We start from the raw sequence: 22,802 nt of genomic DNA, 5'->3' as shown, positions 1-22,802 counted from the left end.
TCACCTGGCTCTGCTGCCGCCGCCCTTGAGCGAGTGGTAGAGCGGAGTGCCGAGAGCCACGATCAGGACCGCGCCCGCCAGTTGCAGCAGGTGGCGGATCCAGTCGATGCCGTCGGTGTTGTCGACCCCGACCCAGCCGGCCACCGCGTTGCCCAGGAGGCTTCCCAGGACACCGAAGATGATCGTCAGCCAGATGGGGATGGCCTGCTTCCCGGGCAGGATCGCCCGGGCGAGGGCGCCCAGGATCAGGCCCAGAACGATTGCCCACAGCCAGCTCATTTCGCCTCCTTGTGCGGCGCCGGGTGCGCGTGCTCCGCAAGTCTGCGCCGGGGTGCCGGCACCCGCACTCCGCACGGCGCCGTACGGGTGAGGGCCCACCGGGCGGGGTGACGCAGCCCGCAGTCACCCACCGGCCGCCGCGGCCGTTCCCGGGCGTACCGTGGGCGGGAGCCGCGGCGGCCCCCGCCCGGCACGGGATCAGGTGGTGGAGCGTGATGCGCAAACGGAACAGCCCGGAGGTTCACCGGATCAGCGGTGCCCGCCGCGGGTTGAGCGAGGACGTGCGCGGCCGGGAACGACGGTACGTCGTCTCCATGCTGGCGCGCACGGCCGCCGTCCTGCTCACCGTGCTGCTCTGGGACGTGCAGCGGCCGCTGGCAGTGGTGACGCTGGCGCTCGGGGTCGCCCTCCCCTACGTCGCAGTGGTGATCGCCAACGCCGGCCGGGAACGCTCGCCGGCCGTTCCGTCGAGCTACCTCTCGGCACCGCCGCGGGTCGCGCTGCCTGCCGCCGCCGAGGGACCGCCGTCGTCCCGACGCCCCCCGGACGACCGCGGCAGGGCTCCGGGCTGAGTTTCCGTCACTGGGCAAAGCTCAAGGAAAGCTCAGATCAATCGCGCGGTAACGGTGCACCCCCCGGGTGCCCGCGTGCCATACTTCCTACACGCTCCACATCCCCGTCGGAGCGGCAGACCGACGCCGGGCAGCTCCCCCCGTGGCTGCTCGGCGTCGCCGTGTTTGGATGGGTGGCGTGACCACCGAAGAAGCGCCCCACTGCTCCGCCAAGGGCTGCCGGGCACCCGCTGAATGGGTGCTGGCCTGGAACAACCCGAAGCTGCACACGCCCGAGCGACGGAAGACCTGGGTGGCGTGCGAGGAGCACCGCGAGTACCTCGGGCAGTTCCTCGGCATGCGCGGCTTCCTCAAGGACGTCGTGCCGCTGGCGGAGTGGGAGCACGGGGACGACTGAGACGCCTGCGCGGATCGCCGTACGGCCGGGGCCCGAGGCCGTACGGCGGCGGGTCAGCCGCCGATGGCCGACATCGGACGCTCGGGCTGGACGAACGCGGGGTCGTCGATTCCCGCCCCGGCCTTCTTGCCCCACATCGCGGTCTGCCAGCGCCGGGCCAGCTCCGCGTCGTCGGCGCCGGAGCGCAGTGCGCCGCGCAGGTCGGACTCCTCCGTGGCGAAGAGGCAGGTGCGCACCTGGCCGTCCGCGGTCAGCCGGGTGCGGTCGCAGGCGCGGCAGAACGGGCGGGTGACGGAGGCGATGACTCCGACGCGGTGCGGGCCGCCGTCGACCAGCCAGCGCTCGGCCGGGGCCGAGCCCCGCCGCTCCTCGCCCTCGGGGGTGAGGCTGAACCGGCTGCGGAGCGACTCCAGGATGTCGCCGGCCGTGATCATGCCTTCGCGCTGCCAACTGTGCTGCGCATCGAGCGGCATCTGCTCGATGAAGCGGAGTGCGTAGTCGTTCTCGATCGCCCAGGCGAGGAGGTCGGGGGCCTCGGAGTCGTTCAGCCCGGGCATCAGGACGGCGTTCACCTTGACCGGGGCGAGGCCCTGCTCCCGGGCCGCCGCGAGGCCGCGCAGCACGTCCGCGTGGCGCTTGCGGCGGGTCATCCGCTGGAAGACGTCCGGATCGAGGGTGTCCAGGGAGACGTTCACCCGGTTCAGCCCGGCGGCCCGCAGCGCCTCGGCGGTTCGTTCCAGGCCGATGCCGTTGGTGGTGAGCGACATCCGGGGCCGGTTCTCCAGCGCGGCGCAGCGCTCGATCACCGACACGAGGCCGGGACGCAGCAGCGGCTCCCCGCCGGTGAAACGGACCTGGGTCACGCCGAGGTCGTCGGTGGCGACCCGGATCAGCCGGACGATCTCGTCGTCGGTGAGGAGTTCCGGCTTGGCCAGCCACTGCAGGCCCTCCTCCGGCATGCAGTAGGTGCAGCGGAGGTTGCAGCGGTCCGTCAGCGACACCCGCAGGTCGGTGGCCACCCGGTCGAATGTGTCGATCAGCATGCGCGGAGCCCTCCCCGGCGTTGGACTTCTGCTCTGCAGCGTACGGCAAGCCTCCGACATTCAACAGTTCGTTGAATATACGATGTGATCATTTCCTGCTCCTCTCCGCTCTTTTCCGTCCCCGATATCCCGGAAGCCGTTGCCGTCCCCGGGGGTCGGCGATAGCTTCGCCCCGTCAGCCGAACGATCAAATCCGATAGTCGGATGGACGGTTGACCACAGTGCGCACCACGACCAGTGTTCACCCGGACATGGAGAACCGATGGCATTGAGATCCCCCACCCGGCGGCGGAGACTTCTCGCGGTACCCGCGGGCCTGGCCCTGACCCTCTCTCTCGGGCTGCTGCCCGGCGCGGGCACCGCCCTCGCCGAGGAGACGTCCTCCGCGCGGAAGGCGTCCTCACCACAGGAGGGCCCCGACCTCTCCTACGTGGTGAACACCGGAGCCGACCGAGAGTCGGTGAAGAAGGCGCGGAACGCGATCAGGAAGGCCGGCGGCACGGTCGTCACGACCCACCGGGAGATCGGTGTACTGGTCGCGCGCTCGAGCAACCCGGACTTCGGCGACACGCTCCGATCGAGGGAAGGAATCGATTCAGCGGGCGCCACCCGCACGGCGCCGCTGCGCAGCGCGGCCACCACCGACATCGGTGAGCCCGAGTACGTGGAGCCGAACGAGATGTTCCGGACCACTGCCGAGGGGGACGAGCCGCTGGAGTCGCTCCAGTGGGGGCTGCCGCAGATCAAAGCCGGCGAGGCGCACCGGATCAGCGAGGGGAGCCGCGACGTCACCGTCGCGGTCATCGACACCGGCGTGGACGACACCCACCCGGATCTCGCCCCGAACTTCTCCGCGGGCCAGTCCGCGAACTGCGTCGGCGGCGTGCCCGACACCTCGCCGGGCGCCTGGCGCCCCTACCCGGACGGCAGCTACCACGGGACCCACGTGGCCGGCATCATCGCCGCCCCGCGCAACGGCATCGGCATCGCGGGCGCGGCCCCGGGCGTCCAGGTGTCCTCCATCAAGGTGAGCGAGCCCGGCGACGGCTTCTTCTACACCGAAGCCGTGGTCTGCGCCTTCATGTTCGCCGCCGACAAGGGCGTCGAGGTCACCAACAACAGCTACTACATCGACCCGTGGCTGTACGCCTGCCGGGACGACGAGGACCAGGGCGCCCTGGTCGACGCGGTCACCCGGGCCCTGCGGTACGCGCAGCGGGAGGGCACCTCGCACGTGACCTCGGCGGGCAACGCCAACCACGACCTCGCCGCGGACAGCCTCACCGACCGCTCCAGCCCGAACGACTCCACCCCGGTGGAGCGGGAGATCGACCCCTCGGTGTGCCCCGACCTGCCGACCCAGCTCCCGGGGGTGACCTCGGTCTCCGCCACCGGGTCCCAGGAACGGAAGTCCTACTACTCCAACCACGGCCTCGGCGAGATCGACGTCGCCGCGCCCGGCGGCGACGGCCGCTACCAGGTCCCCGAAGCACCGGCGAAGAACGGCGGCGTGCTCTCCACCATGCCGGACGGCGAGTACGCCTTCCTCCAGGGCACCTCGATGGCCGGTCCGTACGTCGCGGGGGTGGCCGCCCTCATCAAGAGCCGGCACCCGGACGTCACCCCGCAGGAACTCGGCTGGCGACTGAAGGCGCAGGCGGTCAGCACCCCCTGCCCGGACGGGCCATTCGACCCCAGCGGTGACGGGGCCTACCTGGCCACGTGCACCGGGACCGAGCGCATCAACAGCTTCTACGGCTACGGCATCGTGGACGCGCTGGCGGCGGTGCGCGACTGACGCACGGGCGAGGGAGCGGCGACCGCCCCGTCCTCAGGGGGCCGGGTGTCACCCGGCCCCCTTTGCCGTGCGGCGGGGCGGCAGTCCGTCCCGGCCCTCCCCAGGAGGACCGCCGACTCCGGGCACGAGCGGGCGGCCCGTCGGCTGCGGCGCTGGGGCCGGCTGCCATCCGGGGCCGCGCAGCAGGCGCCCCGCCCTCTCGGACCAACTGCGGGCGGCCCTCCAGTCCCGTCCCATCGCCCGGTACTCGTGAGTGGCGACCACCAGGGGGTTGTAACTGGCGACGTTCTTCGTCAGCCCGTACACGCAGGGCTCGGTCTCGGCCGCGAAGGACCCGAAGAGCCGGTCCCAGACGATCAGGATGCCGCCGAAGTTACGGTCCAGGTAGTCGCCCTGCGAGGCGTGGTGGACGCGGTGGTGCGAGGGGGTGTTGAGCCAGAACTCCACCGGAGCGGGCAGCTTCCCGACACGTTCGGTGTGGATCCAGAACTGGTAGACCAGGTTGACCGACGAACTGAAGACCAGGGCGGCCGGATGCACGCCGAGCGCGAGGAGCGGGAGGTAGAACGGCCAGACGGTGAGCGAGGTCCAGGGCTGGCGCAGCGCGGTCGTCAGGTTGAACTTCCGGCTGGAGTGGTGCACCACGTGGCAGGCCCACAGCACGCGGATCACGTGGTGGCCGCGGTGCGACCAGTAGTAGCAGAAGTCCTGCCCCAGCAGGATCAGCGGCACCGTCCACCACAGGATGGGGATGCTCAGCGGGGAGAGTGCGTACACGGCCGCGTAGACCGCCAGGATCGGGATCTTCCAGAGCGCGTCGAACACGAGGCTTCCGAGCCCCATGGTGACGCTTGTGGCGGCGTCCTTGGCCTCGTAGCCGGCGGCGTCCTCGTCGGGATGGAACCGGTAGCTGACCATTTCGACGACGGTCAGCAACAGGAAGGCGGGCACGGACCACAACACGACGTCGGGCAGGGCAGTGGGCATAGCGGCACGGTAGAACCTGCGGACGGCGGTGACCAGAGGCTATTACCGAGCAGTATGCAAGACGCACCGTCAACAGCGGAGCCGTGCCCGATTCGCACCGTATACCCCGTCACTCCGCGCTCGGAGCGGGCTCGACGGGAAGGCCAACGGCGCGGCGGCGGGTCGGGACTGACGGGGAGCCAGGTACCGGGACATCACGGGGCATTGCCGGACGAGACTCTCCAGGCCCGCGGCACCCCGCGATGCCGGAGCTGTCGGTGACGGCCCGTATCCTCTGGGACCATGCTCGAAGACCAGACGGCAGCCGCCTCGCACATCCCCGCGCAGCAGGCCGCCGCCACGGCGTGGCCCGCCGAGTACCCCCAGGGCTACGCGGTGGTGGACGTGGAGACCACCGGCCTCGCCCGCCACGACCGCATCGTCTCGGCGGCCGTCTACCGGCTGGACGCCCGCGGCCGGGTCGAGGACCACTGGTACTCACCGGTGAACCCGCAGCGCGACCCCGGCCCAACCTGGATCCACGGGCTCACCACCGAGATGCTGCTGGACGCGCCGCTCTTCCCCGACATCGCCGAGGAGTTCGCGGACCGGCTGGACGGCCGGGTGCTGGTCGCGCACAACGCCGTCTTCGACTGGACGATGATCGCCCGGGAGTACGCCCGGGCCTCCCGCACCGCCCCGGTGCGGCAGCGGCTGTGCACCATAGCGCTGGCGAAGGAGCTCTGCCTGCCGCTGCCCAACCACAAACTGGAGTCGCTGGCCGCGCACTACGGCGTCGTCCAGCAACGCGCCCACCACGCGCTGGACGACGCGCGGGTGCTCGCCGAGGCCTTCCGCCCCAGCCTCCAGCGCGCGGCACGGGACGGTGTCCGGCTGCCCCTGCTGGCCTGCCAGCCGCTCACCGAGTGGTCCGACCCCGGCTCCGGCGGTCCGTCCGAGAGCGGCGCGTCCGGACGCAGCGCCTACGGTGCCCGCACATGGCGGCCGAACCGCAAGCGCCCGGCCTGCCCCTACCCCAACCCGGGCCGATACCAGCCCGGTGGCACCCTCGTCCAGGGTATGCGGGTGGCCTTCTCCGGCGACACCTCCACCGACCGCGAGCTGCTGGAGGACCGCACCGCCGACGCGGGTCTGCACGTCGCGACCAGCGTCTCCCGGCTGACCAGTCTGCTGGTGACCAACGACCCGGAGTCCGCGACCGGCAAGCTCGGCAAGGCCAGGGCCTTCGGCACCCCGGTGATCGACGAGGCCGCCTTCACCCACCTCCTCCGCGACGTCTCCCCCGCGCCCCGCCCCTGAACCGCCCGTAGCCGCCGGGCGCCGGGCGCCGGGCGGGCCCACCCGAGCGGGTCGGCGCCACCCCCGGCGGGGCCGGCGGCCGCACGCCGGGTAACGTCGGGGCACGTGTACCGCTTCCTGTTGACCCGGCAGTGGGTGATCCTCACCGTGATCGCCCTGGTGCTGATGCCCACCATGGTGGAACTCGGCTTCTGGCAACTGCACCGGCACCAGGACCGGGTCGCGCACAACGAACGCGTGGCGGCCAGCCTGGCAGCCGATCCGGTGCCGGTGGAAGAGCTGAGCGGGCCGGGGCAGCGGGTCCCCGAGGAGGACACCTACCGTCCGGTGACCGCCACCGGTGTCTACGACAGCGCCCGCGAGGTCGTCGTCCGCCGCCGCACCGCCGAGGACGGCCGCGAGATCGGGTACTTCGTCCTGACGCCGCTGGTACGGCCGGCGGGTCCGGTGCTCCTCGTGAACCGCGGCTGGGTGCCCCCGGGGCCGGACCAGGTCTCCTTCCCCGAGGTGCCCCCCGCTCCGGACGGGGAGGTCACCGTCACCGGGCGGCTGCGCCCGGACGAGACCACCGGGTCCACCGGCATCAAGGACCGCGGCGGGCTGCCGGACCGGCAGGTCATGCTGATCAGCAGCGAGCAGCAGGAGGATCTCCAGGGCAGGGCCGTGCTCAGCGGGTACATCGAGCTGACCGCGACCGAGCCGGAGCCGGAGGCCTCGCACCTCGCCGAGCAGATCGGCGACCCGGACCACGACGGCATCGGGGCGCACATGGCCTACGCCGTGCAGTGGTGGCTGTTCGTCGCCGCCGTGCCGGTCGGCTGGGTGATCCTGGTCCGCCGGGAGGTACGGGACCGGCGTGCCGCGGCAGCGATGGCACCGGCCGGGGGCTCCCCCGCACTCGCCCCGGCCGCCCCCGGCACGGCAGACTGACCCCATGGATCTCGGTTTTCAGGACAGGACATACCTCGTCACCGGAGGCACCCGCGGGCTGGGGTTCGCCACCGCCCGTGAGCTGGTCGCGGACGGGGCGAACGTCGTCGTGACCGGCCGCTCCCCCGAGTCCGCCGAAGCCGCGGCCGAGGAACTCGGGCCGCGGGCCGTGGGCGTCGCCGCCGACAACGCGGACCCGGCGGTCGCCGAACAGCTCGTGGAGACGGCGCTCTCCCGCTTCGGCCGGTTCGACGGAGTCCTCATCAGCGTCGGCGGGCCGCCCGCCGGCAGCGCCCTCGACCTCACGGACCACCAGTGGCAGGCGGCCTTCGAGTCGGTGTTCCTGGGGGCCGTACGACTGGCCCGTACGGCTGCCGAGCGGCTCACCGAGGGCGGGGTGATCGGCTTCGTGCTCTCCGGATCGGTCACCGAGCCCCTCGCGGGGCTGACCCTGTCGAACGGGCTGCGACCGGGGCTGGCCGGCTTCGCCAAGTCGCTGGCGAACGAGCTGGGACCACGCGGGATTCGCGTGGTGGGCCTGCTGCCCTCCCGGATCGACACGGACCGGCTGCGCGAGCTGGACGCCCTCTCCGGGGACGCAGACGCCTCCCGGGAGCGCAACTCCGCGCTGATCCCGCTCCGCCGGTACGGCACCCCGGAGGAGTTCGGAAAGGCGGCGGCGTTCCTGATGTCCCCCGCGGCGTCCTACCTGACCGGCACCATGCTGCCGGTCGACGGCGGTGCCCAGCACCGCATCTGAAGCGGAACCGCCCCGCCCCGCCTTCCGGGCCGCGCCAGGAGGCGGGACGGCGGCCGAAGCGGCGGGCCGGGCACGGGGGCGCCCGCCCCGCGGCGCTCAGCTCACCCGGTCCGGCCGGTGGCGCACCGCCCGCAGCCGGGCCTCCGTCGGCAGTGCCGACAGGCCCGCGGAGGTCCTGGCATGCACCAGCGCCTCGTGGTGCAGGCGGCGGACGGCCTCGCCGGGATCCGCCTGGGGGTCCAGCCGGATTCGGAAGCGGGCGCGCGGCGCCTTCCGGCGCCCGGCGAGCCGCATCCGGGCCCGTGCCACGCCCGGATAGGACCCGACCTCGGCCGCCGCGACCTCCTCCAGCGCCCTGGCCCGCAGCAGCCCGGCATCCTCGGCGTCCGCACCCACCGGCAGCTCACTGAGCCGCTGCCGGCGTGTCTGGGCGAGCGCCCAGCACAGCAGGAGCAGCAGCGCGAGTGCCAGGGCACCGATGACCACCGGCCACCACCAGCCCTCGTCCCTCCACTGCATTCGGTCCGCACGGCTGAGCAGCACGTCGGACGGCTCCCGCCACGGCCACCAGGAGGGCGGCGCGACGTCCGCCCGGCCGGGGAGGTCGGCGCCCGCGGCCAGTACCGCCGCACCGGCGGCGGCCATCAGCAGCCCGAGCAGTCCGAGCAGTACCCGGTTCACCTTCTTCAGCACCGCATCCACCTCACTGCCGGGACGGACGTCGTAGGCGGATTCTCGGCGCGGGCGCCCTCACCAGGCCGAGGCGCCGGATCCCGTCGTCCAGTACCGCGTCCAATTCGGTGCGGACCTCGTCGAGCTCCCGGAAGTGCGCGACCGCGTCGACCCGCACCCTGCGCCGCTTCACTCGAACCCGGGCCGAGCGGATGCCGGGGACCGCGGACGCCCGGTCGCGCAGCGCCCTTTCGGCGGCGGAGCGTTCGAGCCCCGCGCGGGTGCCGGGTTCGGTCCGCATGGTCAGCAGGCCGCGGAGTCCGGGGGTGACGGCGAGCAGCAGCAGCCAGCAGCCGAGCACCAGTACCAGGGCGGCGGCGGCCACCGCCCAGGGGTCGTCCAGCCGCCGGGCGGCGAGACCGTCCGCCAGCCAGGGGCGCCAGGCCATCGCGGAGCGGCCCGCGCGCACGGCGGCCACGTCGTACAGGAGCGCCCCGACCGCGGCCAGCAGCACCAGGGCCGCGACCGCGGCCGGGATCCGTCGCGTCGACCAGAACCGGCCGCCGCGGCCCTTCGTGGTCCCGGGCTGCGACGCGTGCCCGGGCCGCCCGGCCGCGGGGGGCTTCTCCAGGGTCGGAACGCCCGGCCGAGGCGCGGAGCCGGCCGGCCGGGACGCGGGGTCCGTAGCGCTCACTGCACCCTCCCGGGGCCGGCGGGTTCGAAGTGTGCCGAGTACAACCGTTCCACCTCGACGACCACCTCGGGCACCGCCATGTCGGCGAGTTCGTCCACGCGCCGCACGACACGGCTGCGGACCACGGCGCAGCGGGCGGCGATGTCGCAGGGGTAGCGGAGTTCGACCGCGACCCGCACCCGGGCCTCGGTCCGGTCCGGCGGCCCGCCACGGCCAGGTTTGCCGGTGCCCGAGGGGACGCGGACGTTGACGGTGGCGTGCGGGACACCGGGCCGGCGCGTGAACGCGCCGGGCCCGGCAGTCCCGTCCGCTCCGGCGGTCCCGTCCGGGTCTGCGGTCCCGCCCGGCACGGCGGTTCCGTCCGGCACGGTGCGCAGGGCCTCGCGGGCGGCCTGTGCGGCGATCTTGGCGACCACCCGGTCGGCGACCCGGGTCGCCCCGCGCTCACCGGCCGGGATCGGGGACATGGCCACCCGTCACCTCCGGCGGGTGTCGTTGCGGCCACGGGTACCGAAGAAGTCGCCCGGGTCCAGGTCTCCGTCGGCGAACCGACCGACCACGAAACCGATCGCTCCCAGGGCCGCGACCAGCAGAAAGGCACCGAATCCGCCGAAGTACCCGGCGAAGCCCAACGCCATGCCGGTGATCAAGCCGATGACAGCCATACTCATCGTGCGCTCCTCGTGTGTTCGCTCCGCCGCTTGGGGACGCTGCTACTGCAGCGGCGGCCGGTCGGTGTCGTCCTCCTCGTCCTCGTCCTCCTCGTCGGGGAGCTTGACGTCCGCGACCGCGATGTTGACCTCCACCACTTCGAGGCCGGCCATCCGCTCGACGGCGGAGATCACGTTCTCGCGTACCGCGTGCGCGACCTCGGCGATGGGGACGCCGTACTCCACGACGATCTCCAGGTCGAGCGCGGTCTGCACCTCGCCCACCTCGGCCTTGACGCCGCGGGTGACGGACTTGCTGCCGCCCGGGACGCGGTCTCGTACCGCACCGAAGGTGCGGGAGAGGCCGCTGCCCATGGCGTGCACGCCGACCACGTCCCGGGCGGCGAGGCCGGCGATCTTCGCCACGACGCCGTCGGCGATGGTGGTACGCCCCCGGACCGCGGGGGCTCCGCCGCCGCGCCGGGTGGATTCGGTCGCCGACGCGCTGCTTCCGCCGGTGGATTCCTTGGTCGCGGAGGGGGTGTCAGGTGTGTCGGCCACTGCCGTCACCTTTCTCTGTGGGGTGCTGAGAACTCGTGCGAGGAACTCTCCGAACAGCCACGGCCGCCTCCGCGGAAGCCGCTTCCCGGCGGCCGCGGCGGCACGTCACGGCGCCTGTCGGCCAGCCTAAGCCCACCTGTCCGCTCTGCGCTCTCCGTGGCTGGACCGAACGGGGCGGAGGCCCGCAACCGGCGGCCTCCCGGCGGGCGCCCGCCCCGTGGCGGGAGGATCCGGGCCGTGCGTGGCAGACGCCCCGCCGCGTCCCCTACTCGCCGGATCCGGCCAGGTCTGCCAACCGCCTCGCCTGGGCGGCCCGTTCGGCGGCCCGCTGCTCCTCGTACCCGCGGTCGCACGCGCCGCGCAACAGTGCCTTCGTCTCCACCACCGCGTCCCGGGGGGCGGCCAGCAGCGCCGCCGCCAGGTCGGTGGTGGCCGCGGTCAGCTCCGCCGGGGGCACCACCAGGGTCGCCAGTCCCAGCCGTTCGGCCTCTGCGGCGTGCACCGCACGGCCGGTGGCACAGATCTCCAACGCCCGCGAGTAGCCGACGAGCCCGACGAGCGGATGCGTACCGGCGAGGTCGGGGACCAGTCCGAGGCCCGTCTCCCGCATGGCGAACTGGGCGTCCTCCGCACACACCCTGAGGTCGCAGGCGAGCGCGAGCTGGAAACCGGCCCCGATCGCGTGGCCCTGGACCGCGGCGATGCTCACCAGGTCGTTCCGGCGCCACCAGGTGAAGGCCTCCTGGTAGCCGGCGATGGTGGCGTCGAGTTCCGCGGCGGAGCCGCGCGCCAGGTCCAGCAGCGAGGGGTCGTCGGGGAAGCCCTCCGGGGTGAACGCCTGCCGGTCGAGGCCGGCGGAAAAGGACTTGCCCTCCGCACGCAGCACGACGATCCGGACGTCGCCCGGAAGGAGACGCCCGGCCTCGGCCAGCGCGCGCCAGAGAGCAGGCGACTGGGCATTGCGCTTGGCCGGATTGGTCAGCGTGACCGTGGCCACGGGGCCGTCGACGGCGAGCTGGACGCCGTCCTGGTCGAGCAGGGTCATGGGAAGCCTCCGGTGTGGCGGATCCGCGGATTGATTACCGCAGAGTAACCACCCGGTCGGTCAACCGAACGACCGGGTGGCGACCCACCGGACTCCCCGGCAACCTCAGGTCGAGGCAGCCTTCTTCCCCCGCGTCGCACCACCGCGACCGCGCAGGGTCACACCGGCCTCGCTGAGCATCCGGTGCACGAACCCGTAGGACCGGCCGGTTTCCTCGGCCAGTGCCCGAATGCTCGCACCGTTGTCGTACTTCTTCTTGAGGTCAGCCGCGAGCTTGTCGCGCGCAGCGCCGGTAACCCGGCTGCCCTTCTTCAGAGTCTCGGCCACCCGTGCCTCCTCGTAGGAAGTGCGCTCTGAACTCTCATGATCACCCCTTCCTCCCTTTCTGGCCACCCATTCGGCAAGGTCCGTCCGACGAGCTCCACCGGGAGATGCCGCCGAAAGATCGACACAATGATCGATTCCGCTGAATGATCTTGCTTGCCCGTATCCGTGCGGAGGAGCGAACGCGCAGGTCAGCCGGGGCTCACCTGAGGCACTGAAGCACTCGGGGCGAGGAGGCACGACGTCTGCGCGGGCGCCGGGAAACACGCCGGTGGTACGACCCGTTCTCACCCATATGAAGGATCACCGGTGGACCGAATGCGCCGGTGAAGATCGTTCACACCCCGGACGGACCGCGCCGACGGGGAAACGGAGCCGAATGCGGGGAGCTGCGGCCGGCCGCGCACACGGGACCGCCCCGGGGCGACGGCGGGCAGGGGCGCACGGTCAGCGGCGCAGGCCCCGGGCCCGGCCGGACGAGGCCCGTACCGGTCAGGCCAGCGCCACCAGGTCGGCGTAGTCCTGGCCCCACAGGTCCTCGACGCCATCGGGCAGCAGGATGATGCGCTCCGGCTGGAGCGCGTCCACGGCACCCTCGTCGTGACTGACCAGGACCACCGCACCGGTGAAGGTCCGCAGCGCGTCGAGGATCTCCGCGCGGCTCGCGGGGTCCAGGTTGTTCGTCGGCTCGTCCAGCAACAGCACGTTCGCCGAGCTGACGACCAGGGTGGCGAGGGCCAGTCTCGTCTTCTCGCCGCCGGAGAGCACCGCCGCGGGCTTGTCGACGTCATCCCCCGAGAAGAGGAACGAGCCGAGCACCTTGCGCACCGCGACGAGGTCCATGTCCGGTGCGGAACTGCGCATGTTCTCCAGAACGGTGCGGTCCGGGTCGAGCGTCTCGTGCTCCTGGGCGTAGTAGCCCAGTTTGAGCCCGTGCCCGGGGACCACCTTCCCGGTGTCGGCCTCGTCGATCCCGGCGAGCAACCGCAGCAGCGTGGTCTTGCCCGCGCCGTTGAGCCCCAGGATCACGACCTTCGAGCCGCGGTCGACGGCCAGCGAGACATCGGTGAAGATCTCCAGCGAGCCGTAGGACTTGGACAGGCCCTCCGCCGTCAACGGTGTCTTGCCGCACGGAGCCGGGTCCGGGAACCGCAGCTTCGCGACCTTGTCGCTCTGCCGCTGCTCCTCCAGCCCGGAGAGCAGCTTCTCCGCCCGGCGGGCCATGTTCTGCGCGGCCACCGCCTTGGTGGCCTTCGCCCGCATCTTGTCGGCCTGCGCGTTCAGGGTCGCGGCCTTCTTCTCGGCGTTCGACCGCTCGCGGCGGCGCCGGTTCTCGTCCGCCTCCCGCTGGGCGAGGTAGCGCTTCCAGCCCATGTTGTACTGGTCGATCCTCGAACGGTTGGCATCGAGGTAGAAGACCTTGTTGACGACCGTCTCGACCAGGTTGATGTCGTGGGAGATGATCACCAGGCCGCCGCGGTAGGTCTTGAGGAAGTCCCGCAGCCACACGACCGAGTCGGCGTCCAGGTGGTTGGTCGGCTCGTCGAGCAGCAGGGTGTCGGCATCGGAGAACAGGATGCGGGCCAGCTCCACGCGCCGGCGCTGACCGCCGGAGAGCGTGTGCAGCGGCTGCGCCAGCACCCGGTCCGGCAGGCCCAGACTCGCCGCGATGGTCGCGGCCTCCGCCTCGGCCGCGTAGCCGCCGCGGGTGACGAACTCGTTCTCCAGGCGCTCGTACTTGCGCATCGCGCGCTCCCGCGTGGCGCCCTGGCCGGTCGCCATCCGCTCCTCGTTCTCCCGCATCTTGCGGATCACGGAGTCCAGGCCGCGGGCGGCGAGGATGCGGTCCCGGGCGAGCACCTCGAGATCGCCGGTGCGGGGGTCCTGCGGCAGGTACCCGACCTCGCCGCCGCGGCTGATGGTGCCCCCGGTCGGCACGGCCTCACCGGCCAGGCACTTGGTCAGGGTGGTCTTGCCGGCGCCGTTGCGGCCGACGAGGCCGATCCGGTCGCCCTTGGCGATGCGGAAGGTGGCCGACTCGATCAGCACCCGGGCACCGGCGCGCAGCTCCACTCCGGAAGCGGTAATCACTGAGAACTCCTGGCAGACGTACGTTGCGGGACTGGGGGACGGCTGTTGCGGCCCGACGGCGCGGAGGCCCGGGGCCGAATCCGGCCGGGGAGGCTCGTCGGGCCCGTGCGGCGGCACGCGGCGACCGCGGGACGTACGTCGTCAGCTAATGCGTGAGAGGAGTTGCCATACGGACCATTCTACCGGCGACACGCAAGCCGCTCCGCCGCCGGAACCGGGCGGTGCCCGATCCGGCGGCCCGCGCGGGTCCGGTGCTCAGGCGCCTCCGGCGTGCACCTGGAAGGCGGCCCGGCGCACCGCCTTGGCCAGCGCGGGGTCGGGATGCGCCGCCGCGAGCGCGACGAGCACCTGCACCGTGCGCGGGTGGCCGGTTGCCCTGACCTCCTCCAGCAGCCGCGGCACCGAGCTCTGCACCGCGGACTCCAGGTGGTCGACCAGCAGCCGGCCCTCGCCGTGGTCGGCCACCGCGGCGGCGGTGTCGATCCACAGCCAGGTGGCCTCCTCCCGGCTGAGCACACCCAGCGTCCCGGCCGCCAGCTCGTCCGGGTCGGCGCCGTCCTGCTCGGCCAGCCACAGCAGCGCGTACGGCCGCAGCGGCGGCTCCTCCAGCGTGCCGCGCACCGCGCTCTCGGCCGGGGCCCCCACCTGGCGCAGCGCCTCGAAGGCGAGCGCGCGGATCAGGGCGTCCTCGCCACGCGCGGCGTCCAGCAGCTCCGCCACCGCGGGTCCGGTGGGCCGGGCGGCCAGCCACGCCCGGTACTCGTCCTTGGCGGGCCCCGGAGTCAGGCGGGCGCAGCCGCGGAGCATGTCCTCGGCCGGCTGCTCGATGTTGCCCACCGGGCTCAGGGCCGCCACGCAGATCTGCTCCAGCCGGACCCACACTGCCCAGTTCCCCAGCGGGGTGAGCGCCGCGAGCCCCGCGCCGTCCGGCTCGCGGCAGCGGGTCAGCGCCCCGACCGCCGCGAGGCCGTCCAGGGCCCAGCGCAGCAGCTGCACCAGCTCGGCGGCGACCGGGGGCGCGGACCGCCCGCCGTCCACCCGCTCGGCCCGGAGTTCGGCGATCCGCTGACCGAGCAGTTCCAGGAGCACCTCCTCGGTCACCGGCCCCGAAGAGAGATGCATCACGGACAGCAGCTGGGGCGCGGCCACGACCACCTCGCCGGGGAGCGCGTGGTCGGCGTGCCCGGGCGCCGGGTGGGCCAGCGACCAGCCGTCGAACAGCGCCACCCAGCCGCGCAGCACCGCCGAGTCGTCGCGGTCCCAGGCGCGCAGCCGCCATCCGGCGCGCACCGCCCCTGCGTGCAGCTCGACCAGGCCGGCCAGCCTGGCCCGGTCCCAGTGCCCTTCGATGCGGTCGACGGGGGTCCGCAGCTCGGCCGCGGCCCGTTCGGGTTCCTGGGCGGGGGACACACCTGCCTCGTCAGCCCAGTGGGCGAGCCGCACGGCGTCGTCGAGCGCCGCCCGTGCCTGCCGCGCGAGGTGCTCGCGCGGCGCGATCGAGGCGGGCGGCCTGGGCACCGGTCGGCTCCGCCGCACGGCGGCAGTGCGGCGGACGCTCGCCACGGCCTGCCGGGGGACGAGGCTGAGTCTGTTGTCTCGCGGAGTACGGGACGTCACAGACGCAGTCTTCCTGGTGATCCGCCAAAAGCCCAAACGGCCACGGTGACGGGCAACATGGCGGCGGGCGAGGAACCCGCGGACGGCCGCTCGGGCCGCGGGGCGAACGGGCCGCGCGCGCAGGCCTCGCCGGCCGTCAGACGAACGGGGTCAGGAACCGGCGCAGGGCTTCGCCGCACCCCTCCGGGTCCACGTTCCACGTCGCCGCGTGCGGTGCGCCGCGGACGGTGTGCAGGGTGGCGAGTTCCGGCCGGGCCCCGGCGTAGGCCCGCGAGGCGCGCCAGGACGCCACGGTGTCCTCCGGGCCGTGCAGCAGCAGGGCGGGGACGGTCAGCCGGGCCGGATCGGCGATCCGGTCCAGCTCGGCCGCGCCCAGACCGGCCCGCGCCCGCGCGGCCCGGACGGCCGGTGCCACCAGCGGTCCGGGGACCCGGCGGGCGGCCAGTGCCCGCAGTGTCTCCCGCCAGTCCAGCACCGGGGAGTCGAGGACGACGCCGCTCACGCGTGCCCGCAGCGCCGAGCCCTGGAGGGCGTGCAGCGCCATGGAGGCCCCGGTGGACCAGCCGTACAGGACGACCCGCTCGGCGCCTCGCCGCACCGCGTAGCGGATCGCGGCGTCCAGGTCGTGCCACTCGCGCGAGCCGAGGCGGGCCAGGCCGCCGGGGGCGCGCGGGGCTCCGCGGTCGCCCCGGTGGGCGAGGTCGAGCACCGGCAGCTCCAGGTCGTGCAGGTCGGGCAGCACGGCCAGCGGCTGCTCCCGGGTGGCGCCGAGCCCGTGCGCGGTGATCACCCAGGTGGACCGGCGGGCGGGCACCAGCCAGGCGGGGAGCGGTCCCAGCTCGCCCGGGAGGTGCACCTCCGAGAAGTCCAGCCCGAGCGCGGACCCCGGGTCCCCGGAGTGCACCTGGGGGCTGATCCGGACACGGTCCCCGGTCTCCAGGGTCCCGCTCGTGACCCGGAGCAGGCGGCGCACCACCGTGTCGGCGTCGGTGTCCCCGGCAGCGACCGCCGCGGTCGGCGGGCCGCCGGTCCGGGACGCGGTGCCGGAAACCGGTGCGGGTTCGACGACCTCCCCCACCACGGCGCAGCCGCGCGGGCCGCTCAGCGCGTAGGTGCCGGGCAGCAGGGAGTCCAGCGAGCGGGTGAGCGAGACCCGGTCGGGACCGGTGCCGTGCACGGTCAGCTCCCCGCCGTGGAATCCCGGCGGGTACCGGCGGCGGGAGTCGGGCCGCAGGATCGCGCCCGCGGCGGACCGGGCGGCCACGAGGGCGCCCGCGGCGGCGCCCAGGGCGGTGGTGGCGGTGACCGCAGCAGTACGCATCCGCACAGTGTCCAGTGCGGGGGCCCTCCCGGCCAATGGGCGCGGCCCCGGGAGTGGCGGAACCGGGCCGCCGCCGGTGCACGGGCCGTTCGCAGGGGCCCCGGGGCGGGGCCGCACGCTGCGGGGCGCCGGTCACGGTGCGGCGCTGCTCCCGCCGGGTTGGCCGTAGCCGCGGAACCGGTCCGCGACCCGGTCGAGCTCTCCGTCGGGCAGCAGCGCCGGGGCACGGCCCGGTACGGCGGAGGCGGCGAGCCACACCCGGCAGAGCCACTCCAGTTGCACCGTGTGCTCCAGGGCCCGCGCCAGGGTGTCGGCGTGCACCAGCGTGCCGTGGTTGCGCAGCAGGCAGCCGGTGCGCCCGCGCAGCGCCTTCGGCGAGGGCGTCGCTGCCGTAGGGGGCGTAGGGCGCCACCCGGACGGGTCCGCCGAGCGCGGCGGCGATGTAGTGGACGGCGGGCACTTCGTCGACCAGCGTGGACACTGCGGTGGCATGCACCGCGTGGGTGTGCACGATCGCGCGCGCCTCGGTGTGGCGGTAAAGCGCGAGATGGACCGGGAGTTCACCCGTTGGCGTGAGCGTTCCGGCGAGTCGCGAACCGTCCGTGCGGTCCGGCGCAGAGGTCCAGCGGGCCCAGCCGGTCGTAGGGGACGCCGGGCGGGGTGGCCAGGACGGCGTCCCCCACCCGCACGGAGACGTTGCCGGACGTGCCGACCACCAGCCCGTCGGCGACCGTGCGCCGCCCCGTCGCCACCAGTTCCCGCCAGGGCTCCCGCCACTCCGGCCGCATTCCGCCCCACCTCTGGCCGCGCACACTACCGGGACGCCCCCGGCGGGCGGCGGAGGCGCGGAACGTGACCGGGATCTCCTGCCCCGCGGAGCGGACCCGGCAGGGGGCGGTTCGGCTACCGTTCACCACGTCGCCGTTGCACGTTGCTCTCGGGTTTCCGCGGGTGTCGACCGGTGTTTCCCACCGGTTCACCGCGGACCTCCGAGCGAGCCCCGGTGCGGCACGCAAGGGCGCACGTCAGCCGCATATTCGGAAGGGCACCGCACCCCTGGAACTGCGACACCCCGAAGCCTGCCCCAGTTCACCTTCCGTTCACCCTGCGTCCTTACGTTCACCGAGCCCCCTGACCGCCGAACTGATTGCCGGGTGAATGGAACACGTCACGCTTCTCATCGGGATCGTGATCGTCACGGCCTTGGTGTTCGACTTTACGAACGGCTTCCACGACACGGCCAACGCCATGGCCACCACCATCTCCACCGGCGCGATGCGGCCCAAGGCCGCGGTGGGGATGTCCGCCGCCCTGAACCTCGTCGGTGCCTTCCTCTCGGTGGAGGTCGCCACCACGATCTCGAAGGGGATCATCGACGAGACGGCCGGCATACGCCCCGAAGTGATCTTCGCCGGGCTCGTCGGAGCCATCCTCTGGAACCTGTTGACCTGGCTGGGCGGCCTGCCCTCCAGCTCCTCGATGGCACTGTTCGGCGGTCTGATGGGCGCCACCATCGCCTCGGTCGGCGTGGGCGCCGTCCACTTGGACGCGGTGCTCACGAAGGTGCTGCTCCCGGCCTGCATCGCCCCGCTGGTCGCCGGTGTGGCCGCGATGCTCGCCACCCGGCTGACGTACCGCACGACCCGCGGTGCCGACCCGCAGCGGACCTCCAAGGGGTACCGCCGGGGTCAGATCACCTCCGCCGCGCTGGTCTCACTGGCCCACGGCACCAACGACGCGCAGAAGACGATGGGCGTGATGACGCTCGCGCTGATCTCCGGCGGCGCACTCGGGGCCGACGCCGACCCGCCGATGTGGGTGATCGCCTCCGCGGGCATCGCCATCGCTCTGGGCACCTACCTCGGCGGCTGGCGCATCATCCGCACCATGGGCAGGGGCCTGACGGACATCGCGCCGCCGCAGGGCTTCGCCGCGCAGACCAGCTCGGCCGTGACCATCCTCGCCTCCTCCCACCTCGGCTTCGCGCTGTCCACCACGCAGGTCTGCTCCGGTTCGGTGATGGGCTCCGGTCTCGGCCGCAAGGGGGGCGTCGTCCGCTGGAGCACCGCGAACCGGATGTTCGCCGCCTGGGCCCTGACCCTGCCGGCCGCCGGACTGGTCGCCGCACTCGCGGCCCTGCTCGCCGAGCAGGGCGACTGGGGCGTCACCGCGGTCGGCGTGGGGGCCCTCGCTGCCTGCCTCGCGATCTGGCTCGCCTCCCGCCGCGAGGTGGTCGACCACCGGAACGTCAACGACACCGACCACGAAGCCCCGGCTGACGCGGGCGTCACCGACACCGGTGGCACCGCTGACACCCCGGGCACCGGTGGCACCGCAAAGGCGCCGGCCGGCGCCGCCACCGCCGACGGGTCGAGCACCGACGGGCCGCCCGCCGCCGGGGAGCGAACCCCGGTGAGCGACGCCGTCCTCGCCGTCTCTCCCCCGCCGGCCGGCCCCTCCGGCGCCGGGACCGCCGGCCCCACGGACGCCGGGACCGGCGACCGGCCGGCCGGCGACCCGGCCGCCGCCAACAGGTGACCAGGAAGGAAACCGCGCAATGAACATCGAGTGGGCATCCCTCGGCGCCGTCTTCGGCGTCAGTATCCTCGCCACCATCGCTCTGGTGGGCGTCTTCACCCTCGGCATCGTGGGCGGCTCGGCCCGGTCCGCGAACGGCACCGCCAGCGCGGGCGGACGGGTGCTGTCCGTCCTCAGCTACACGCTCTGCGGAGTCGCCGTGGCCTACGGCATCTACATCATCGCCGCCTGAGACCGCCCCGGACGGCACACCGCGGGGGCGTCGGCAGCAGAACTGCAGCGCTCCCGCGGTGTGCCCTGCGGTGTGTCTGCTCGCACTCTCCCGTCGCAGGTCAGAGGGGAGTTGACGGCTCCCCGCGGGCGTGGTGGACTGCCCGTTGCCAAACGGCGGCAGGAGAGGAAGCCGGTGCGAGTCCGGCGCGGTCCCGCCACTGTCACCGGGGAGCACGCCCCCACCCACGTCACGGCCCGCGGGCTGGAAGGCCGGGGGCGCTGCCGATCCGGGAGCCAGGAGACTCTCACCGCCGGTCACGTCGAGCCAGGGCGCGGACCCTGAGTGAGGACACACCCATGCCCGGCATGCTGCTGCCACCGCCCCCTCCGCGCCACCGGGGTGAGACGGCCGGCTGACGACGCCATGGCTTTCTCCCCTTCGGGCGCGGTGCTCGGCTACCTCGCCGACGTGCTGGTCGCCGACCCCCGCCGTGGCCACCCGGTAGCCGCTTTCGGCCGGGCCGCCACCGCCGCAGAACGACGCCTGTGGCGCGACGACCGGGCCGCGGGCGCCCTGCACACCGCGCTCTGCGCGGGCGGTGCCGCCGTGCTCGCCGCTGCCGTTGACCGCGCTCTGGCGGTGCCCGCGCGCCGCACCGGGACACCCCGACGGCTCGCCGACGCCGCGGGCGGCCTACCGGCGGTCGCCCTCACCGCAGCCGTCACCTGGTCCGTCCTCGGCGGCACCTCGCTGGGACGGGAGGCGCGGCTGGTGGCCGAGGCGCTGGCAGAGGAGGACCTCGGCACCGCCCGGGAACTGCTCCCGCGCCTCTGCGGCCGCGACCCGCAGGCGCTCGACTCCCCCGCCCTGGCCCGGGCCGTCGTCGAGTCGGTCGCCGAGAACACCTCGGACGCGGTGGTGGGCGCGCTGGTGTGGGCGGCGCTCGGCGGCGTGCCGGGGATGGCCCTCTTCCGGGCGGCGAACACCCTGGACGCGATGGTGGGCCACCGGTCCCCCCGCTACCGACGGTTCGGCTGGGCCGCCGCCCGGCTGGACGACGTGCTGGGCCTTCCGGGCTCCCGGCTGACCGCACTGCTGGCGGCGGCCGCCGGTCCCGACCCGGCAGGAGCCCTGCGGGTCCGGGCCGCGGACGCCGGCCGCCACCCCAGCCCCAACGCCGGGCCGGTGGAGGCCGCGTTCGCCGGAGCCCTCGGGCTGCGTCTGGGGGGCACCCTCGCGTACGGCGGGCGGGTCGAGCACCGACCGGTGCTGAACGCCGGGGGGCGCGCCCCGGGCCCCGCGGACATCGAGGCGGCCGTCCGGCTGTCCCGGCGGGTCGGCGCGCTGGCGCTCGGCGTCGCCCTCGTGGCACGGCAGGCGCGGCGCGCCGGGAGGAGGCGGCGTCATGCCGGATGAGAGGGGCGGCGCCCGGAACGCGGCCGGCACCCCCCGGGCGACGGGGGGCGGTCTGCTGGTGGCGGGGACGACCTCGGACGCCGGCAAGAGTGTGGTCACCGCGGGCGTCTGCCGGTGGCTGGCCCGCCGCGGCGTCAAAGTGGCCCCTTTCAAGGCGCAGAACATGTCGCTGAACTCCTATGTCACCCTGGAAGGGGCGGAGATCGGCCGGGCGCAGGCGATGCAGGCCGCGGCCGCCGGGGTGGAACCGAGCGCGCTGATGAACCCGGTGCTGCTGAAGCCCGGCGGGGACCGCACCAGCCAGGTGGTCCTGCTGGGGCGGCCGGTGGGCGAGATGAGCGCCCGCGGCTACCACTCGGAGCGCCGGGGACAACTGCTCGACACAGTCGCCGCCTGCCTGGCGGAGCTGCGGCGCGACCACGACGCGGTGATCTGCGAGGGCGCGGGCAGCCCCGCGGAGATCAACCTGCGGCAGGGCGACATCGTCAACATGGGACTCGCCAGGGCAGCACGGCTCCCGGTGCTGGTGGTCGGCGACATCGACCGCGGCGGCGTCTTCGCCTCCTTCTTCGGGACGACCGCGCTGCTCTCGGCCGCCGACCAGGAACTCGTCGCGGGCTACTTGGTCAACAAGTTCCGCGGCGACGTGTCGCTGCTGCGTCCCGGCCTGGACATGCTGCGCACGCTCACCGGGCGTCCGACGCTGGGCGTGCTGCCGTTCCGCCACGGTCTGGGCATAGACGAGGAGGACGGCCTGCGGGTGTCGCTGCGCGGCACCGTGCGGGAGAGCAGCACGGCGGCGCCGCACGGCGCGGACGTGCTGCGGGTCGCCGTGCTGCCTGTGCCGCTGATGTCCAACTTCACGGACGTCGACGCGCTGGCCGCCGAGCCCGGTGTGGTGGTGCGGTTCTGCGACCGCCCGGAGGAGCTGGCCGACGCCGACCTGGTGATCGTGCCCGGTACCCGCGGCACGGTCCGCGCCCTGGAGTGGCTGCACCGGCGGGGGCTGGCCGCGGCGCTGCGACGGCGGGCCGCCGAGGGGCGCCCGGTGCTCGGCATCTGCGGCGGTTTCCAGCTGCTGGGCAGCCGTATCGAGGACGAGGTGGAGTCCCGGGCCGGGACGGTCGAGGGCCTCGGCCTGCTACCGGTGCGGGTGCGGTTCCACCGGGAGAAGACCCTGGCGCGGCCGGAGGGCGAAGCCCTGGGCGAGCCGGTGCGGGGCTACGAGATCCACCACGGGGTGGCCGAGGTCACCGGCGGCGAGCCCTTCCTCGACGGCTGCCGCTCGGGTGCCGTGCGAGGTACCCACTGGCACGGCTCGCTGGAGAGCGACGGCTTCCGGCGGGCCCTGCTGCGGACCGTCGCGGCAGAGGCGGGCCGGGATTTCGTCCCCGCGCCCGACACCTCGTTCGGCGCGCTGCGCGAGGAGCAGCTCGACCGGCTGGGCGACCTCGTCGAGGAGCACGCGGACACCGAGGCGCTGCTCCGCCTGATCGAGGGCGGTGCGCCCGCGGGGCTGCCGTTCGTACCGCCGGGGGCACCGTGGTGAGCCCGGGGCGGGCGGCGCCGGGACGGCAGCCGGTCGCCGCGGGTT

The 22,802-nt window shown here is 73.9% G+C and carries 23 protein-coding genes, 1 pseudogene and 1 riboswitch; of the genes and pseudogenes, 10 read left to right on the top strand and 14 right to left on the bottom strand.

Annotated elements, in window-relative coordinates:
- The gene (locus H300_RS0101895; protein WP_028426057.1) at positions 1 to 279 is read right to left on the bottom strand and encodes a GlsB/YeaQ/YmgE family stress response membrane protein; all 279 of its coding nucleotides are present in this window, start codon (positions 277 to 279) and stop codon (positions 1 to 3) included.
- Between the two features lie 215 nt (positions 280 to 494).
- Between H300_RS0101895 and H300_RS0101890 the strand changes: the two genes are divergently transcribed.
- Both H300_RS0101890 and H300_RS0101885 read left to right on the top strand, forming a co-directional pair.
- Positions 495 to 851, top strand: coding sequence for a DUF3099 domain-containing protein (locus H300_RS0101890; protein WP_028426056.1), 357 nt, complete (start codon positions 495 to 497; stop codon positions 849 to 851).
- Positions 852 to 1,020: 169 nt separating this feature from the next.
- Complete coding sequence (locus H300_RS0101885; RefSeq protein ID WP_028426055.1) at positions 1,021 to 1,248, top strand: hypothetical protein; 228 nt, start codon at positions 1,021 to 1,023, stop codon at positions 1,246 to 1,248.
- Between the two features lie 53 nt (positions 1,249 to 1,301).
- Here the strand turns inward: H300_RS0101885 and moaA are convergent, their stop codons facing one another.
- The gene (gene moaA / locus H300_RS0101880; RefSeq protein ID WP_028426054.1) at positions 1,302 to 2,291 is read right to left on the bottom strand and encodes a GTP 3',8-cyclase MoaA; all 990 of its coding nucleotides are present in this window, start codon (positions 2,289 to 2,291) and stop codon (positions 1,302 to 1,304) included.
- Between the two features lie 262 nt (positions 2,292 to 2,553).
- Between moaA and H300_RS0101875 the strand changes: the two genes are divergently transcribed.
- On the top strand, positions 2,554 to 4,089 hold the full coding sequence (locus H300_RS0101875; protein WP_028426053.1) for a S8 family serine peptidase: 1,536 nt from the start codon (positions 2,554 to 2,556) through the stop codon (positions 4,087 to 4,089).
- Positions 4,090 to 4,137: 48 nt separating this feature from the next.
- Here H300_RS0101875 and H300_RS24515 read toward each other — a convergent pair whose 3' ends face one another.
- On the bottom strand, positions 4,138 to 5,076 hold the full coding sequence (locus H300_RS24515) for a sterol desaturase family protein (RefSeq protein WP_078515634.1): 939 nt from the start codon (positions 5,074 to 5,076) through the stop codon (positions 4,138 to 4,140).
- Positions 5,077 to 5,358: 282 nt separating this feature from the next.
- Here H300_RS24515 and H300_RS0101865 point away from each other — a divergent pair, with 282 nt between their 5' ends.
- From H300_RS0101865 to H300_RS0101855, 3 genes are all read left to right on the top strand, one after another.
- Positions 5,359 to 6,375 carry a DEDDh family exonuclease gene (locus H300_RS0101865; protein ID WP_028426052.1) on the top strand — a complete coding sequence of 339 codons (1,017 nt, stop codon included), beginning with the start codon at positions 5,359 to 5,361 and terminating at the stop codon, positions 6,373 to 6,375.
- A gap of 105 nt (positions 6,376 to 6,480) precedes the next feature.
- Positions 6,481 to 7,305 carry an SURF1 family cytochrome oxidase biogenesis protein gene (locus H300_RS0101860; protein WP_028426051.1) on the top strand — a complete coding sequence of 275 codons (825 nt, stop codon included), beginning with the start codon at positions 6,481 to 6,483 and terminating at the stop codon, positions 7,303 to 7,305.
- A gap of 4 nt (positions 7,306 to 7,309) precedes the next feature.
- A complete protein-coding gene (locus H300_RS0101855) occupies positions 7,310 to 8,065 on the top strand; it encodes an SDR family oxidoreductase (RefSeq protein ID WP_028426050.1) in 756 nt (251 codons plus the stop codon).
- Between the two features lie 96 nt (positions 8,066 to 8,161).
- On the opposite strand, the gene amaP is transcribed toward H300_RS0101855, so the two are convergent.
- The 11 genes and pseudogenes from amaP to H300_RS24510 form a co-directional block, all read right to left on the bottom strand.
- Positions 8,162 to 8,758 carry an alkaline shock response membrane anchor protein AmaP gene (gene amaP / locus H300_RS0101850; RefSeq protein WP_028426049.1) on the bottom strand — a complete coding sequence of 199 codons (597 nt, stop codon included), beginning with the start codon at positions 8,756 to 8,758 and terminating at the stop codon, positions 8,162 to 8,164.
- A gap of 10 nt (positions 8,759 to 8,768) precedes the next feature.
- A complete protein-coding gene (locus tag H300_RS0101845) occupies positions 8,769 to 9,431 on the bottom strand; it encodes a DUF6286 domain-containing protein (RefSeq protein WP_028426048.1) in 663 nt (220 codons plus the stop codon).
- Complete coding sequence (locus H300_RS0101840; RefSeq protein ID WP_037978902.1) at positions 9,428 to 9,898, bottom strand: hypothetical protein; 471 nt, start codon at positions 9,896 to 9,898, stop codon at positions 9,428 to 9,430. The genes H300_RS0101845 and H300_RS0101840 overlap by 4 nt, the downstream gene beginning before the upstream one ends.
- A gap of 9 nt (positions 9,899 to 9,907) precedes the next feature.
- Positions 9,908 to 10,102, bottom strand: coding sequence for a hypothetical protein (locus H300_RS0101835; RefSeq protein ID WP_028426046.1), 195 nt, complete (start codon positions 10,100 to 10,102; stop codon positions 9,908 to 9,910).
- A 42-nt stretch (positions 10,103 to 10,144) separates the two neighbouring features.
- Positions 10,145 to 10,642, bottom strand: a complete 498-nt coding sequence (locus H300_RS0101830) for an Asp23/Gls24 family envelope stress response protein (RefSeq protein WP_028426045.1) — start codon at positions 10,640 to 10,642, stop codon at positions 10,145 to 10,147.
- 265 nt (positions 10,643 to 10,907) lie between these two features.
- Positions 10,908 to 11,687 (bottom strand): enoyl-CoA hydratase/isomerase family protein, encoded by a 780-nt coding sequence (locus H300_RS0101825; protein WP_028426044.1) that lies wholly within the window; start codon positions 11,685 to 11,687, stop codon positions 10,908 to 10,910.
- 105 nt (positions 11,688 to 11,792) lie between these two features.
- Positions 11,793 to 12,014: a helix-turn-helix domain-containing protein gene (locus H300_RS0101820; protein WP_028426043.1), complete on the bottom strand. Its 222-nt coding sequence runs from the start codon at positions 12,012 to 12,014 to the stop codon at positions 11,793 to 11,795.
- A gap of 489 nt (positions 12,015 to 12,503) precedes the next feature.
- Positions 12,504 to 14,102, bottom strand: a complete 1,599-nt coding sequence (locus H300_RS0101815) for an ABC-F family ATP-binding cassette domain-containing protein (protein ID WP_028426042.1) — start codon at positions 14,100 to 14,102, stop codon at positions 12,504 to 12,506.
- 255 nt (positions 14,103 to 14,357) lie between these two features.
- The gene (locus H300_RS0101810) at positions 14,358 to 15,719 is read right to left on the bottom strand and encodes a hypothetical protein (RefSeq protein WP_199779113.1); all 1,362 of its coding nucleotides are present in this window, start codon (positions 15,717 to 15,719) and stop codon (positions 14,358 to 14,360) included.
- A gap of 136 nt (positions 15,720 to 15,855) precedes the next feature.
- Positions 15,856 to 17,040, bottom strand: coding sequence for an alpha/beta hydrolase (locus H300_RS0101805; RefSeq protein ID WP_028426040.1), 1,185 nt, complete (start codon positions 17,038 to 17,040; stop codon positions 15,856 to 15,858).
- Positions 17,041 to 17,172: 132 nt separating this feature from the next.
- Positions 17,173 to 17,828 (bottom strand): annotated as a pseudogene (locus H300_RS24510) (class II aldolase/adducin family protein).
- A 370-nt stretch (positions 17,829 to 18,198) separates the two neighbouring features.
- On the opposite strand from H300_RS24510, the gene H300_RS0101790 reads away from it, so the two are divergent.
- The 4 genes from H300_RS0101790 (at position 18,199) to H300_RS0101775 (ending at position 22,757) form a co-directional block, all read left to right on the top strand.
- Entirely contained in the window at positions 18,199 to 19,578 is a 1,380-nt protein-coding gene (locus tag H300_RS0101790) for an inorganic phosphate transporter (RefSeq protein WP_028426037.1), read from the top strand.
- A 19-nt stretch (positions 19,579 to 19,597) separates the two neighbouring features.
- On the top strand, positions 19,598 to 19,810 hold the full coding sequence (locus tag H300_RS0101785; RefSeq protein WP_028426036.1) for a hypothetical protein: 213 nt from the start codon (positions 19,598 to 19,600) through the stop codon (positions 19,808 to 19,810).
- Between the two features lie 165 nt (positions 19,811 to 19,975).
- Positions 19,976 to 20,095: riboswitch (cobalamin riboswitch) on the top strand.
- Between the two features lie 120 nt (positions 20,096 to 20,215).
- Positions 20,216 to 21,208, top strand: a complete 993-nt coding sequence (locus tag H300_RS0101780) for a cobalamin biosynthesis protein (RefSeq protein WP_028426035.1) — start codon at positions 20,216 to 20,218, stop codon at positions 21,206 to 21,208.
- Positions 21,198 to 22,757 (top strand): cobyric acid synthase, encoded by a 1,560-nt coding sequence (locus H300_RS0101775; protein WP_051269298.1) that lies wholly within the window; start codon positions 21,198 to 21,200, stop codon positions 22,755 to 22,757. Before H300_RS0101780 ends, H300_RS0101775 begins: the two co-directional genes overlap by 11 nt.
- The last annotated feature ends 45 nt before the right edge of the window (positions 22,758 to 22,802 follow it).

Source organism: Streptomyces sp. TAA040, assembly GCF_000424845.1.
The sequence above is the reverse complement of the archived record's forward strand: the minus strand, read 5'-3'. Positions and strand labels throughout refer to the sequence as shown.